At 59.6% G+C, this 14,514-nt stretch carries 10 protein-coding genes and 2 pseudogenes; 1 reads left to right on the forward strand and 11 read right to left on the reverse strand.

The features are described from left to right. Window positions 1-118 precede the first annotated feature (118 nt). The 7 genes and pseudogenes from NA647_RS15320 to NA647_RS15350 all read right to left on the reverse strand — a co-directional run bounded on the left by NA647_RS15320 (window position 119) and on the right by NA647_RS15350 (window position 8,593). Entirely contained in the window at window positions 119-2,086 is a 1,968-nt protein-coding gene (locus tag NA647_RS15320) for an alkyl/aryl-sulfatase (protein WP_256058482.1), read from the reverse strand. Window positions 2,087-2,208: 122 nt separating this feature from the next. After that, on the reverse strand, window positions 2,209-3,552 hold the full coding sequence (locus tag NA647_RS15325) for a DUF1329 domain-containing protein (RefSeq protein WP_256058483.1): 1,344 nt from the start codon (window positions 3,550-3,552) through the stop codon (window positions 2,209-2,211). A gap of 2 nt (window positions 3,553-3,554) precedes the next feature. Further along, the gene (locus NA647_RS15330; RefSeq protein ID WP_256058484.1) at window positions 3,555-5,426 is read right to left on the reverse strand and encodes a DUF1302 domain-containing protein; all 1,872 of its coding nucleotides are present in this window, start codon (window positions 5,424-5,426) and stop codon (window positions 3,555-3,557) included. A 108-nt stretch (window positions 5,427-5,534) separates the two neighbouring features. Then, window positions 5,535-6,869, reverse strand: a complete 1,335-nt coding sequence (locus NA647_RS15335) for a serine hydrolase domain-containing protein (RefSeq protein WP_256058485.1) — start codon at window positions 6,867-6,869, stop codon at window positions 5,535-5,537. Window positions 6,870-7,016: 147 nt separating this feature from the next. Then, window positions 7,017-7,447, reverse strand: a pseudogene (dnaE2, locus tag NA647_RS15340) (error-prone DNA polymerase); the annotation flags it as partial. Between the two features lie 74 nt (window positions 7,448-7,521). Further along, window positions 7,522-8,142, reverse strand: coding sequence for an FMN-dependent NADH-azoreductase (locus NA647_RS15345; protein WP_256058486.1), 621 nt, complete (start codon window positions 8,140-8,142; stop codon window positions 7,522-7,524). Further along, entirely contained in the window at window positions 8,135-8,593 is a 459-nt protein-coding gene (locus tag NA647_RS15350) for a GNAT family N-acetyltransferase (protein ID WP_256058492.1), read from the reverse strand. Before NA647_RS15350 ends, NA647_RS15345 begins: the two co-directional genes overlap by 8 nt. 211 nt (window positions 8,594-8,804) lie before the next feature. Here NA647_RS15350 and NA647_RS15355 point away from each other — a divergent pair. Further along, window positions 8,805-10,210 (forward strand): annotated as a pseudogene (locus NA647_RS15355) (PLP-dependent aminotransferase family protein). Window positions 10,211-10,286: 76 nt separating this feature from the next. Here NA647_RS15355 and NA647_RS15360 read toward each other — a convergent pair. The 4 genes from NA647_RS15360 to NA647_RS15375 all read right to left on the reverse strand — a co-directional run bounded on the left by NA647_RS15360 (window position 10,287) and on the right by NA647_RS15375 (window position 14,046). Next, window positions 10,287-10,766 (reverse strand): carboxymuconolactone decarboxylase family protein, encoded by a 480-nt coding sequence (locus NA647_RS15360; protein ID WP_256058487.1) that lies wholly within the window; start codon window positions 10,764-10,766, stop codon window positions 10,287-10,289. 795 nt (window positions 10,767-11,561) lie between these two features. Further along, the gene (locus NA647_RS15365) at window positions 11,562-11,864 is read right to left on the reverse strand and encodes a hypothetical protein (protein ID WP_256058488.1); all 303 of its coding nucleotides are present in this window, start codon (window positions 11,862-11,864) and stop codon (window positions 11,562-11,564) included. Next, a complete protein-coding gene (locus NA647_RS15370; protein WP_256058489.1) occupies window positions 11,861-12,601 on the reverse strand; it encodes an AzlC family ABC transporter permease in 741 nt (246 codons plus the stop codon). The genes NA647_RS15365 and NA647_RS15370 overlap by 4 nt, the downstream gene beginning before the upstream one ends. 644 nt (window positions 12,602-13,245) lie before the next feature. Next, window positions 13,246-14,046: a helix-turn-helix domain-containing protein gene (locus NA647_RS15375; RefSeq protein ID WP_423836483.1), complete on the reverse strand. Its 801-nt coding sequence runs from the start codon at window positions 14,044-14,046 to the stop codon at window positions 13,246-13,248. Window positions 14,047-14,514 lie beyond the last annotated feature (468 nt).

Here is a 14,514-nt window from a genome sequence, read left to right on the forward strand (position 1 = left end):
TGTCCGCTTTCCATGGCGTTTGAACCGCTGCACACGCCGCCCCGGACTCCTCTATATTTGCTACCAATGAAAAAGCCCCGCCCGGCTAAGGCCGGACGGGGCTGTTTTTGATGAGCGGTTAAGGAGTAACCAGATTGAACTGCGGGTTCGCCTCGTCCAAGCCGCCGAGCAGCTTGAGCAGCTTGATACGCCCACCTTCGATGTCGATACCACCACCGATAGTGGCCTCCTTGAGGAACCCGGTTTCTTTGAGCGCGATACGGTCAAGCAGGGCCTTGGTCATTCTCACACTTATATCCGGCCGAGCGTGGCGCGATTTCTGGCGGTGGGTCAGCACGCCGTTGCGCAGTGTCAGGGCGTAGTCTTCGTCGAAATCGGTGAAGCGCCAGTTGATCAGCAGATCCTCGTCGGCGGCCTTCATCGCGTCGATGCGCACTGCCAGATAGTCGAAGAACATGCTCGGGGTCAGCGCCCGCACCATGTCCGGCGCGCCATTGCGCGCGCGGGTTTCGGTCACCCCTTCGCGCAGCTCGTGGGCGCCGCTCAGGTAGACGTTGCGCCAGGTGGCGTTCTCGCTCTGGTAGCCGAGCTGCTCCAGGGTATCGGCCTGCAGCTCGCGCGCCGCCGCGTTCTCCGGATCGGCGAACACCAAGTGATTGAGCAACTGCGCCGCCCAGCGGTAGTCGCCGTCGGCGAAGGCCTGCCGGGCGGTCTTCAGCACCGCGTCGGCACCGCCCATGGCGGCCACATAGCGGCGTCCCGCATCCACAGGGGGCAGCGGGTCGAGGTTGGCAGGGTTCCCGTCGTAAAACCCCATGTAGCGCTGGTACACGGCACGCACGTTGTGGCTGAGCGACCCATAGTAGTCACGGCTGTACCACTTATTGGCCAGGCGCGGCGGCAATGACTCCAGCTTGGCAGCGATCTCGGTCGGGCCGAGCCCCTGGTTGATCAGGCGCAACGTCTGGCTGTCGAGAAAGGCGTACATGTCTCGCTGGTCGGCCAGGTAGTTACGAATTTCGCCGCGGCCCCAGGTCGGCCAGTGGTGCTGGGCGAACAGCACCTCTGCCTTGTCGCCGTACCGCACCAGCGCTTCGTCCAGATAGTGGGCCCAGACCTTGGCGTCACGTACCAGGGCGCCGCGCAGCGTCAGCACGTTGTGCTGGGTGTGGGTGGCGTTCTCCGCCATGCACAGAGTCTTGAACTGCGGGAAGTACATATTCATTTCCGCGGGGGCTTCGGTGCCGGGGGTAAGCTGGAACTCGATATCCACGCCATCGATATTGTGCGCTTCCAGCGGCTCGACGATATGATCGGTCGGCGCGATCAAGGTCACGGTGGCATTGGTCGGCGTGCCCTTGCCGAGGCCGGAGTCGACCTGCCCACGCTCGCCCCGCGGCAGCAGCGAGCCGTACATGTACTGCGCACGGCGCATCATTGCCGGGCCGGCCAGAACGTTCTCGCTAACCGCATGTTCATAGAAGCCTTCGGGGGCTATCACCATCACCTTTCCGGCTTTCACGTCGGCCTCGTCGATCACCCCGCGCACGCCGCCGAAGTGATCGACGTGAGAATGGCTGTAGATCACCGCCACTACCGGCCTGCGCGGGCGATGTTTGTAGTACAGCTCGAGACCGGCGCGGGCTGTTTCGGTGCTGATCAACGGGTCAATGATGATCACACCGCTGTCGCCCTCGATGATGGTCATGTTCGACAAGTCCATGCCGCGAATCTGATAGACGCGTTCGCGCACCTCGAATAAGCCGGCAATGTTGTTGAGCTGGGCGATGCGCCAGAGACTGGGATTGACGCTCGCCGGCGCATCGTTGCCATCGAGGAAGTTGTACGCCATGCGGTTCCATACCGGCTTTCCGTCCGCGTTCTCGATCACCCCTTCGAAGGGCTCGATCAGCCCCCGCCGGGCGCTATCGAAATCGGCTCGGTCCTCGAACGACAGACGCTGCAGCCAGGCCTGGTTGCGCTCGTGGGTGGCTTCGGTAGCGGGCTTGGCAGGTAAGGGCTGCTCGGCATGAACACCGAACGCGATAAGCGCCAGGGTGAAGGCGCTAAGGCGAAAACTAGGCATGAGGTTAGGCTCTTTCCAATCTTGTTATAGATAAAAATATGCAGCATATGCGCCCAGCTGTGGCGAGAGACCCGCGCCGGCAACCTCCCCGGCGATCGTCCGACCGGCTGGGCGCTGAGTTTTTATCTACCCAGGCGCTTCAACCGCGCGGGAGTAAACTCGGACTTCGACAGCGTTTCGCCAAATTGCGCCTTGCTGGTGACCTCATTGGCTAGATAGTTGACCGCATAGCGTCCAGAGATCAGGTCGTAGGTCGCTTCAACCGCCGTCATCGGCAATTGGATATCGTGCAGCATGACGATATGGGATTCGTAGCTGCGCCACAGCTCTCCGCGACTGTCATAGATATCCGAAGCGACGATCTGCCAAGTGTCCTCGTCGAGATAGAAACGACGTTTGGAGTACACATGCCGAACGCCTTCCTTGAGTGTTGCCTCGACGACCCACACACGATGCTTCTCGTAACGCGCGTGCTCAGGGTTGAGGTGCCTCGGCGTCAGCAGCTCGCTGTACTTGGTCTGCTTGCTGGCCATGCGATAGGCGTTGTAGGGAATCAGCATTTCCCGCTTGCCCTGCAGTTGCCATTCGTAGCGATCGGGGGCGCCGTTGTAGCCATCGACGCTATCGGCGATTACTTGACCGAAGCTGTACCGCGCGCTGCTGTCGTACGCCACGGTCGGTGCCCTGCGCACACGTCGCTGGCCCGGGTTGTAGCGCCATGCCGAGCGTGTGTCCTCCGCCAGGTTTAGCGGTTCATGCACAAGCGTCACTTCGCCGGCATAGCGTGACGGAGCGGTAGTAAGCACACGATTGAGCAGCAATACGTTCTCGTTCGGGTCGAGGTCGCTGATGCGCTCGCGAAAGCCAGTCAGGCCGTCCGAACTGACCAGGGTGTAGTCGCCTTTTTCCTGCACGGTCGCCGATGCGAACTGCCGTCGGATCGAGCCGCCGCGATAGCGCGTCAGGTGGTTCCACATGACTTCCAGGCCTTCGGTGGGCTGGGGAAACGGGACACCGAAGTTGTAACCGTCCAGGCCGTTGCCATTATCGCTCAGGGTCACTTTATCGAGATTCGCCCTGCTCTCATCGAGGTACGCCTGGGGCAACGAGGCGCTACGGTGCGTCGGGTATACCGGTATGCGGTAGTCCTGATAGCGCTCGAGCATCGCTTGCTGGCCGACGCTCAACTGGTCTTTGTACTTGCTGACGTTGGCTTGGGTGATTACGTATAGCGGCTGCTCGGCGGCGAACGGATCGCTGTAATCGCCGTTGGCACTGATCGCCGCCACGCCGGGCTTCATACCGCCATCCCAGGCAGGAATGCTGCCATCGGCATTGCCGGCGCGCTCGGCTCCCACGGGTGTCAACACGCTGTCCAGGCGTGCCGGGTCGTTTTCCTTGGCATGGGCAAGGGTGCAGGCAGCCAGAAGGCCAAGGGCAAGAGGAAGCATCTTTATGGCAGTCATGGTCAGAAGCTCGCTTTGACAGTGACCGAGGCATAGTCGCGGTCATCGATGAGGGAAAACTCGTTCGAGCCGAAAAAGCTGTTGTAGGCCAATTCGAGCGAGTACTCGTTGCGGTAGTCGAAGGTCAGGGCGAGACCCAGGGCCTGCTGTCCTTCCTGGAAGTTGGGGCCATAACCCTCTACGTCGTGGCGCCAGCTGACCGAAGGGGTTACGACCGTAGCCGGAAACAAGTTTTCGTAGTTCAGGCCAGCGCGCAGGCGATAGCCCCAGGAAAGCGCGGTCATGACACCCTTGGTGTTGCAGTTGGTAGCGGCGGCGAGCTCGGCGTCCGTCAGACCTGCGGGGTTTTGTGCAGAGGGCGTCGAACAGGCCCCCCCGTCCGACGTCGGCGTGCGGCCGAACGAGCCTGCGCGGCCAAGGCGTTGGTCCTGTGGATCAAGCCCCGCGATCCAGTTGCCACCTACTTCCGCCGCCCATACCAGGCGTTGGGCGCCGAGCACGTTGGACAGGCTATCGGCAGCCCCCAGGCTGACCTGCCAGACTTCTTTGCGGGTATATCCGTCGACCCGACTGCCACGGGCGTTGGCCAGTTCAGCCGGGCTCATCGGCATGATCCAGCTGTTGGTCTGGCCCGCGAGCAGGTTGATCATATCGGCTGAGTTGTAGCCCAGGGGCATGTTGGGGCGGTAGCTCAGCTCGCCGAACACCGCCGTGCTGCCCACCACGCCACTGATGCTGGCGCCGAACAGCCGGATGTTCTCCGGGTAGATGGTCGAGTAATCACCCGTGTTGAGATTGGCTCCCGGATTTCCGCCAGCGTTGGGAGCCTGACGGGCAATCACACCGGACAGCAGCGGCGTGCGGCTGTGGTAATTGAGATAGTAGAGGCCAAGGTCGGCATGGTTGAGCGACTCGATCAGGTAATGCATGGCCAAGCCGTACTGGCCCGTGTCGCTGGCCCATTCGGTCGCCGTGCGACGAAGGTAGCGCTCCGCCGCCGGTTGCATGCCCGGCGGCGCGTCGATGACATTCTCGATGCTGGAAACATCGGTGGTAGAGATGCCGCCAGCGATCAGCTTGTTGTATTGACAGCCTTCCTGAAGCGCGTCGTTGTTACTGAAAAACGTACCGCAGCCTTCCAGCACCGAGGGACGGAAATTGTATTGCCAGAAGCCCTCGACGCTGAGGTTGTCGGCCAGATCGTAGTTGAAGGAAATCATTTCTACTGGCAGCAGGCCTTCCTTCAATTCGGTGCCGGGCCGATTGAATGCCGAGACATCCAGCGGGTTGATCGCGTTGACGCCGTTTTGCAGAAACAGCGCCTCGCCCCAACTGAGTACCTGCTTACCTACCTTGAGGCTGAGGGGACGCTCGGCCAGTTCGAAATCCTTCCATACGTAGGCATCGAGCACCTGGAATCCCTTGAACTTGGCTAGATCCTGCCACCCAGAGTCGTCGAAGCGGCGGAAATCGCCGTTGCCGGTTTCCATGGCATGGTCGTACCAGTACTTGAACCGGATGAAGGCGCCCTGGGAACCGTCGTTCAGGTCGAATTCGGTCAGCCCCTTGAACAGGGTCGAGATGGTGTCGCCCTTATCGAAGTTGAGCTTGCCGTCGTCACCGTTGTAGTTGGTGCCTACGCCGACCTTGCCGATACTGGCGGCGTCCGCCTTGTTCAGCAGCCCCCTGTCGGCGTCCTGCAGGGACCAGCTGGTACCGAGCGACAAGGTGGTGTTGGTGGTCAGGCTCCAGTCGTTCTCGAAATCCCAGGTGGCCGCCAGCGAACATTGGCTGGCCAGCGCGACACCGAGCGCAAGCGCGGTGCGGGTGAAGCGTTGTCGATGTGTCGGATGCCAAGCAATCAAGGTTTTCATGTAACCCTCTCGTTGTTTTTGTCGGGTCCGGGTTGCGGTGTTTTGCGGGCAATAGCTCGCCGATGCGCAGTCGCTTGCGCAGTTTTTTCCGGGGGGGCAACGCTTTGTTTACTGCGGCATGGCGTCCAGCATCGCGCTAACCATGTTGTTGAAGGTGACCGGAGCGTCGATCACCCTGGACGCCACCTTGGCCGGGCCGTCCGCACTGGTCGCTCGTCGGGCCTGGTCGGGAGTCGCTGACAGCTTGACGATCACGATCTCGCGTTTCGGGTTGATGTAGATCTTCTGGCCGAAACGTCCGCTGGCCTCCAGCGACCCGTCGCCGTCGTTCTTCTGCAGCCAATAATTGCGGTAGGCGTAGCCGGGACGTCCGGGTCCGAGATTGCCTTTGGCAAAGAGTTCCGCGTCACCGGTATCCAGAAGACTGCGAACGGCCTGGTTGAAGCTATCACCCGCAACGTCACGTCCAAGTTCTCGACGCACCAGCTCGGCGAAGCGCGCCGTATCGCGCAGGTTACTGCTAATGCCGCCACTGGCCATTTCGGTGCCCAACTCATCGACTTGGACATACGCGTCCTCTTGGGCGAAGCGTGACCAGATCCGCTCTGACACCAGCTCGGCCCAGTTCTGTCCGGATATGCGCCGCAACGCCCATGCCAGTGCCTCCGGCGAGCCGTTCTGATAGAAGAACAAAGGCTGCGAAACAGTGCCTTGGGCCATCTCCGACACCTGCAGGAATGAGTAGATGTCACCCGGCATATCGGGCCTGCGCGGAATCAACCCGGTAGCCGCGAACAGCCCCAGGTCCGGGGGAACATCTGGATAGGTCACTGCCACCTGCATATCGAGGTTCTGGCGTACCGTACTTTCACCGAAAGGCGTACCGCTCAGTTCCGGCACGTACCGGGCAAGCCTGGCGTGCGGGTCGAGTTTGCCTTCGGCGATGAATTGCGCGGCGAGTAAACCAGTGACCGACTTGGTCATGGACGCCCAGATATGGGGCTGACGGTCATTAAAACCATCCATGTACTGCTCAAAAACAATCGTGCCCCGATGTAGCACGATCAGGCCGTCGGTCACTGTTTTCTGTAGATACGTTTCAAGATCAAGCGTCTCGTCGCCTGCCGTGAACATGAGCGCGCCCAGGTCCAAGCGAGTACCGACGGGCAGCGATAGCGGACGTTCTGCGCGGAGAATGCTGCGAGTAGGTGACACCTCGCGGGCGTGACGCATCGACCAACGCAAATAGGGCTGAATGAACGCATTGGCTTTGTTCACGCGCATCTCCACAGCAGGCGGAAAACCCTGCATGACGTCAGTGCTGGCAATACCTGCCGCCAGCACAGGTTGCACGGCACAGACTGCGAAAAGCATGGCGCCAAGCAGCGGTCCGCAACGGCTGAAAGCACAGGTGTTCGGTATAGGGGCATCGCTTGGTTTCATTATTTTTATCCCAGTGGCGGTGTGAACCGAGAGGAACTGCCAGCGATGCTATCCAAGAGTTTTCGCGCAGCACTAATAGAACTGTGCGATGCGGGGCATGCCGTTTTGTAATAGGCCACCGAGTGGCTCTGGGCACCGAGGGCGCCCTTTCCGCTGCTGATCGGCCTCACCCGCGCCGTAGCCGGCGGCGACGATGGCCAGTCTCATCACCTGCTCCTGGAACAGCGGCACACCCAGGGTGCGCTCGAAGACTTCCTTCAGCTCTTCGGACGGATAAACCACCGGTTCCTCGCCGTTGCGCCGACGCAGGTCGGGATGAACCATGTCGCCGACAATGGGCCCTGGGCGAACGATCGCCACCTCGAACACCAGGTCGTAGAAAGTCTGGGTTTGAGGCGCGGCAACATGGCCATCTGCGCCCGCGACTCGATCTGGAATACCCCGAGGGTGTCGGCCTGGCTGATCATGCGGTAGGTGGCCGCATCCTCAGCCGGAATGGTCGCCAACGTGAGATCCCCTCGGCCGTGCCGGCGCAGCAGATCCAGCGTGCGGCGAATGGCCGTCAGCATGCCGATCGATCTGTTCGACCGCGCGAGTCAGAGCGGTTGGTCTTACTAGCGAACCCTGCGCACGCTTTCATCACGCTCTGCGACTAGGCCGATGCAAGCCCTACGAACAGCGGCTCCATAAGTAATCGTTGGCGCGCTGCCTCACGTTCAGCCTTAACCGTTTCCGCCCCTGAGACCAGCCCTTCCAGATACACGAACTGCACATCGAACAGGCCGATGGTGCTCAGCACATGGCGCAAATAAGCCGTCAGAAAATCGGGCTGACGGGCTCGAGCGCCGCGATGAAAGCCGCCAGAACTGACGATCACATAAACCGGACGGTCCTCTAGTAGACCGACTTTGCCATCGGGTGTCGCCGCGAAGGTGCGTCCGATCCGGACGACGTGATCGATCCAGAGCTTGAGCGCCGCCGGTAGCGTGAAATTGTGCATGGGCGTGGCGATAAACATCGCATCGCTGCGCTCGAGCTCGCCAATCAGGTTTTCCGACAAGGCGAAGACCGGAGCGGTATCCGGTGTTCGACGGGTAAGCGCATCGGCATAGGCATCGTCCAGCGGCGCGAGCGTGGCGACTCCGAGATCCCGCCGTGTCACGATCAGCTCGGGACGGCGAACGCGCAGGGCATCGACCAGTTCGTTCGCCAGCTGATAACCAATGGACGCATCGGGGCGCGGACTTGCATTGATCAACAGAACCTCACGCATGGCGCGGTCCCTCCTCTCGCAGCGGCTGAATGAAGTGCATGCCTTTGGCAAGCAGGCCTTCGCGGAAGTAGAACCGCTGCGCGAGCGGCATGTGCAAACCGGTATCAAGCACGAGATGCGCGTATTCATCGGCGATAGCCTCGCGTCGCACCGCATCCAGTAGCTGCGCGCCTATTCCGTTCTGACGCTGTGATCGCGCGACCACCAAATCGTCCACATAGACGAAACGGCCATAGAGCAGATTCTCCAGCGCACGGAAGCCCGCCAGGCCGATCAGTTCAGCGCCAAGCCATGCCCCTAACAGACGATAATGCTTCTCGAACTGGCGCGCGATCTGAGCGAGGAATGCAGCCTCTTCCAGCAAATGCGGCCGTAGCTCGCGCATTAGTTCGAACGCTACGCGCAGGTCGGTTTCCTCGCTCAGATAACGAACGGTTGGCACAGTCTTCATGGTCATGTCTCATCGAGATGGGCCTTCACCATAAGTCGACCGCAGCTCCGACCACAGGGCCAAGAACGACCGCAATGCATGGGCCATCGCCGCGCGTGACGGCTCGACCCCATCCGAAGCAATAAACGATCAGCTTGCGCCACGGTCCACGCTCTCCTACCGATATGCGCGCTTGCGCTACTATCCGATGGCCATCTCCAGGAGGTCTACGATGTCAGGTCGCGAAGTGCCGAATCGCGAGAACGCCGTCCCTGTTTTCCGCCAACTGTACGTGCGCTACCGCGACGCCATCAGCTCCGGCCGGTTGAAGCCGGGCGATCGTGTGCCATCAGTGCGGGCGTTGGCATCCGAGCTGAATCTGGCACGGGGCACGGTGGAAGCGGCATATCAATTGCTAATCGGCGAGGGGTATCTGGAGGCTCGGGGTCCGGCGGGTACGATCGTGTGCCCGCAGCTGTCATCACCAGTCTCCCGCGTAGCTCCAGCCTCGCCTGCGCCTACGGCGTGTACGGGGATCCACACGGGTCGCGCGCCGTTGCCTCTGCAGATGGGCTTGCCGGCACTCGATGCATTCCCACGCAAGACCTGGACGCGGCTCGCCAGCCGTGCCATTCAACAAGGCGGCCTGGACGGTATGATCTACCCCAATCCGCAGGGCGATGAGGCACTGCGCGTGGCCCTTGCCCGCTACCTTGCCATTTCCCGCGGTATCGCCTGCACACCAGATCAAGTGTTCATTTGCGCAGGGTATCGGGCCTGTTTGGAGCTGATCTCGCGCAGCGTGCTGAACGCAGGTGACCGCGGCTGGTTCGAAGACCCAGGCTATTTTCTCGCCCGGCGGTTTTTTGAAGAAACAAACACGCCGCTGGTTCCTGTTCCGGTGGACGAACATGGTCTGCGCGTGGATATCGGTATCGAGCGCGCGCCGATGCACGCTTTGCTGTGGTAACCCCATCGCACCAGAGCCCCTTGGGCGTATCCCTGTCCCTGCCCCGTCGGCAGGTGCTATTGGCCTGGGCAAGCGACCAGCGCAGCTGGATAATCGAGGACGACTATGACAGCGAGTACCGCTACATCGGGCGACCGTTGCCCGCCTTGAAGAGCCTCGACACGCAAGGGCGCGTGCTCTACACCGGAACGTTCAGCAAAGTGCTGATACCCGGCCTGCGCCTGGCCTATCTCGTGGTACCGAACGAGCAGGTTGGGCACTTCGCGCGGATGGCCGATGCCTTGCACAACCATTGCCCGCAATTGCTGCAACGCACCACCGCGACCGTCATCGAAGAAGGCCATTTCGCCCGCCATCTAAAAAAGATGCGCAGCCTGTACGCTCATCGTAGAGCACTGTTGAGCGATGCCCTGACCGCAACACTCGCCGGCCGCATGCATCTGGAGTTACGAGCCGGGGGCCTGCACGTGCTGGGCTGCCTGGCCGACGGGTTGGTGGACAGCGTCATAGCCGCGCGTGCGCCGCGTGCCGGCCTGGCCGTGCAGGCGCTCTCGGAATGGTACCGGGACGCGCCCGCGCGCCAAGGGTTGCTGATGGGGTTCACCAATGTGAAGGATGCGGACGCGGCGGCGGACCTCGCCGCGCGCGTCGCCGGACTTCTCGACTGATGCCCTGCCCTCCGTACGGACAGCCGGCTGCACAATCCGCGCACCTTCGGCCCGTCGCGTCCGTTCGGCTCGACCTTCAGTTGAGGTCGGCCTTTTCCAGTCCGTAAAGCTTGTCAGCCGACCCAGGCACAGCCTGGAACGCTACGCTCAGGCGGTTCCATCCGTTGATGGAAATTATGAGGAAGGACAAATCCACCAGCTCTGCATCAGACAGATGCTCGCGCATGTCGTTGTAGATCTCGTCCGCCACACCGTGCGGCCCAAGCCGAGTCAATGCTTCAGTCCACTCCAACGCGGCACGCTCACGGGGCGAAAACAGCGTCGACTCACGCCAAACCGTCACGTGATGCAAGCGCAATTCACGCTCCCCATGAATCTTTGCCTCTTTTACATGCATGTCCACGCAGAATGCGCAGCCATTGATTTGCGAGGCCCGCAGCGTGACGAGATGCCCCACCTCGGACAGAAACGGCTTCTCGTTCAACAGCTGGGTAAGTTCGATGTATTTGCCGGCGGCGTCGGGAGATAGCTTGAAGTAATCAAGACGTTGGGACATGGCGTTGTTCCTATGGTAGTGAGAGTGCACCGGTGCCTTTGCGCAAGCGGTGAGCAAACGCTATCGCCGCCACTCCCCAGCCCACAGGGCCAAAATGTGTGTTCTTGATTAGGCCATCCCAGACTTCCGCGTCAATCCACACAGGGCAGTTCACAGCGTCGTTGCCTGGCCTTTGGCGTCCAGTTCGAACACCTTGCTCTGCATCAAACGTGCCTTGAGCCAGCGCTCAGCCACGCCACTGCCCGGGCGACGCGGCCATAGCAGGTCGACGCCTACCAGCCAATCGGTGTGCGGGTAGGCTGCCAGTTGCAGCTCGACCAGATCACCAATTTCCAGCTCACGAAGGACGAGCTGGCGAGGCTGCGTGTATCGGCGGACACCTTCCGGCGCGACTACAAGCTGTGCTGTTTTTGAGGGGTCGTTTTTTGCCCGTTCATCTCGCTGCTGTTCGGCTGTTTTTTATCTTCGGACTAGGTGCGCCTGGTCATGCCTGTGTGCCTTGGTCATAGGGAATGCCTGGCTCAACATGGGCTGACTGCGATTGTTCCAGTGTTGCTCGGGTCTGAAACCGGTCTGGCGTTCCTGGCCTGTGCGCGTGCGCATGTTTTATGCGGCACGCGGCGCAACCATCCCAGCGCATATGGGGTGAACACTTTGCACCCTTCACGTCAAACAAAGGTGGATAACCGATGTGGCTGGAAGATATGCGCTCGGGAGCCGTAAATGTTGTCCAGGGTGGCGACCACACTGCAGCTGCGGGTGGGTCAGCTTGCTGATGGGTATGGTGTCGAGGCTTCAAGCAACGAGCACAAAATAAACAGCGGTTCCAATCCCCGCAGCAGTGATCAATCCAAACAGATTCAGCAAAGCGATGCCAGCGACCACGCCAAGCGAGACCAGAGCGGCAGTTGGCTCTTGCAGCGCTTCTGTATACGTAATGTAGACGGCGAAGTTGATAAACACCGCAACAGGAAGGACACGCTCTAGATAGCGTTGGCTCTCGGGTCCCAATTTCACCCTTATGAATACAGGAAGGATCCGTACCAGGCAGCTCGTCACAAACAAAGCAGCGATGGCGATCTCGGGCGACTGGCTCATAGCTTTGTCCAACCTAAGATGACGGTAGCAATCAGTACGCTCGGTATCCAGAAGTAGTGAGCACCGATCAGGTTGATCAATAGCAGTGCGATGCCTGCACACAATCCGGCGGCGGCTAGTAAACCGTAACGACCATGCAAACCGCTCTGCGACAGCCACAACCTGGACCGGAGCTGACACACCGACAGGTACATAAGAACAACGCTTGCTGGGAGGCCTAGATTTACGCTCTCACCTAACCATTCCGCCGGAATGAACTGCCCGAGCAGTGCACCAATCAAGCCTGAAGCCACCCATGCCCCAAAGATCACTGCTCGTATCAAAAACACTGATTGCCAGCTGTCGGACTCCTGCTCTGTTGCATACGCTTCATCGCCCAGCATATGAGCAACAAACGCACGTCTGGCAGTGGATCGTGGCAGGCGCCTTGCTGATGCGTAAGCGATTGGAAGGTATCGGCTATTGATCGAGGCGGTAACGAGCAGCATTGTTAGGAAGCTTGCGTTAGCCTCGGCCAGGGGCAGCAGCGTGAATTGGCCGCTTCCAGAAAACCCCAGCGCACTTACCGCGAGAATTTCTAGCAACGTCCAGTCAGCCCGCGCGGCAAGCACACCAAACAGCATGCTTACCGGAACGATTGCCAGAGCCGTCGGAGTAACACGCTGGAGGGCAGTAACGCTTCCCCCAGCGCGTTGCAAGCTTGCGACCCTAACGAAAAGACTCAGGACATTTTTCATGATCTGCCGGCTTCATCGATCTGTTCTTCGGGTCGGACTGATGATCAAAGCGCTCCTTCGAGGCATATATCGAGTTTTCGGTGTTTACCTTTATTCCTTCACGGGCGATAAGCCTGGAGCTGTCAACTTTGTTGTATTCATCTTCTGTAGACATTTCCTTGCCCTGAACGCTTTCGAAGCAATACGTACAGCCGAAATTGCAGGCATTAGCCAAAATCAATTGGATGATGTTGACCTTGCAGGCTCACTCGGCATCCGAAGAGAACTGGCCGGTACGAGGATATGCCGAGCAATGAGTTGCCGGGTCAGTTCCTCTTCTCTTGTCTGAGCCTCGCCGGTCAAAATCTTCGCCTGTATCGGCCGCTGCTTACGGTAGGTTTCAACAGCTCCTGGCCGGTATCGTCGATTGTTGAGCTCATGTGATTTGTGTTCATTAGGAATCCTCTCATAGCCTTCAGGACCGATAGATTCGGGAGCCCTGGTCATTAGTCAGTGTCAGCCCAGGTCGATAGAAGGAGCCGACCTGAGACGCAACGGAGTGCCGCGAAGCGATGCTCGCGAGCAGAACACGCTGCGGGACCGAGTCTAGAGAGAGGCTATGCGGCGGTATTGAACGATCGTGCAGCTTTGAGGAGGGGCGACAATTAGCAGCGTCGGAGCATCTCAAGCCACCGCGCCGGAGAGATTCCGTAAGCCTTTTTGAAATGTCGTGTCATATGGCTTTGGTCCGCGAACCCGACGTTGAAAGCCACATCGATCAATGGTTGCCCAAGCAGTAATTGTCGTTTCACTTGATCTAAACGCCGCATCGTCAGATATCGATAGGGGCTCGTTCCATATAGCGCCCTGAAGTCACGAGACAGGCTCCAACGATCACGGCCGCTGGCAGCTTCGAGCTCATCAAGCGAAATAGTGCTATCTAGTGCACTATGAATATACTCACGAGCCAGTTCAGCTGCTCTGTAGTTAAGCGTCCGTCGACGCTTTCTTATGCCTGAAACTTGGGCGAGAGCATGCGCTAGGTCGTAGATCGCATCCTCCTCTTCAAGCGGCTCGATCTCGCAGTCCATGTCTTGCATCAGCGTCTGGGTAGCTGCGTACAGATGCGGATCCCGTGAAATCCCGTCGGGTACAAACGGCAACGTGGTTCCGCCTAAGGCTTCCTGCAGCAGTGCGGGCTCGACATACAGGATTCGGTAGTGAAACCCATCAGCGCTACCTGCCTCACCGTCGTGCAATTCATCTGGATGAATGACTATTGTGCCGCCCGGCAGGCTGTGTTTCATGCCGTCTCGATAACGGAAACGATGAACCCCTGCAAGGGTGCGACCAACTGCGTAGGTGTCGTGTCTGTGAGGCTCAAAACCAAAGCCACCAAAGTACGCTTCCATACGCTCAAGCTTTGTCTGTGGGGCTCGTACTGCCCAATCCTGACCGGCCATCATCGTGTTCCTAAGTACAGTGTTCGAATCCAGCGACGCGTCAGGCGCTAATGGGCCGTTAGGGGCTGTTAGGGTACTTGCTCGTCCGACCTTGCCTATCGAACCGCCAATCGCCCAAAAAAAGGCGCGCAGCTTGACCTGCGCGCCTCTGGTTCAGGCTGGGCAAACCCCAACTGGAGCAATAAGGAGGGGTTGCAGTAGAACTCGCTTAAATACATTAGGAGGCTTTTGGCCTCGTGTCTGTTAATTCTAAGCATAACGACCATACGATAAACAGTCGCGCGCTACGCGAACGCTTGCAAACATTTGCCTACAGCCGCTGGAGTCCGTCGCGGCGGCGCGCTGGGCGTTCAAAAGGTGGTCAATGACCATCTGGATACGTGCGCAAGAACCCCAGACGCTTTTGCGTGACATCGGTGTCCTAGCCCATCTGGCAGAGCGTGTCATCGGAGCCGAGAGAATTTTTGAGGT

Origin of the sequence: Stutzerimonas stutzeri, assembly GCF_024448985.1 — a bacterium.
In the GTDB taxonomy this organism is placed as follows: domain Bacteria; phylum Pseudomonadota; class Gammaproteobacteria; order Pseudomonadales; family Pseudomonadaceae; genus Stutzerimonas; species Stutzerimonas stutzeri_AP.

Coding starts and splice junctions, on each gene's coding strand:
- NA647_RS15320 (WP_256058482.1), bottom strand. CDS start 2,086: ATGCCTAGTTTTCGCCTTAGCGCCTTCACCCTGGCGCTTATCGCGTTC.
- NA647_RS15325 (WP_256058483.1), bottom strand. CDS start 3,552: ATGACTGCCATAAAGATGCTTCCTCTTGCCCTTGGCCTTCTGGCTGCC.
- NA647_RS15330 (WP_256058484.1), bottom strand. CDS start 5,426: ATGAAAACCTTGATTGCTTGGCATCCGACACATCGACAACGCTTCACC.
- NA647_RS15335 (WP_256058485.1), bottom strand. CDS start 6,869: ATGAAACCAAGCGATGCCCCTATACCGAACACCTGTGCTTTCAGCCGT.
- NA647_RS15345 (WP_256058486.1), bottom strand. CDS start 8,142: ATGCGTGAGGTTCTGTTGATCAATGCAAGTCCGCGCCCCGATGCGTCC.
- NA647_RS15350 (WP_256058492.1), bottom strand. CDS start 8,593: ATGAAGACTGTGCCAACCGTTCGTTATCTGAGCGAGGAAACCGACCTG.
- NA647_RS15360 (WP_256058487.1), bottom strand. CDS start 10,766: ATGTCCCAACGTCTTGATTACTTCAAGCTATCTCCCGACGCCGCCGGC.
- NA647_RS15365 (WP_256058488.1), bottom strand. CDS start 11,864: ATGAGCCAGTCGCCCGAGATCGCCATCGCTGCTTTGTTTGTGACGAGC.
- NA647_RS15370 (WP_256058489.1), bottom strand. CDS start 12,601: ATGAAAAATGTCCTGAGTCTTTTCGTTAGGGTCGCAAGCTTGCAACGC.
- NA647_RS15375 (WP_423836483.1), bottom strand. CDS start 14,046: ATGATGGCCGGTCAGGATTGGGCAGTACGAGCCCCACAGACAAAGCTT.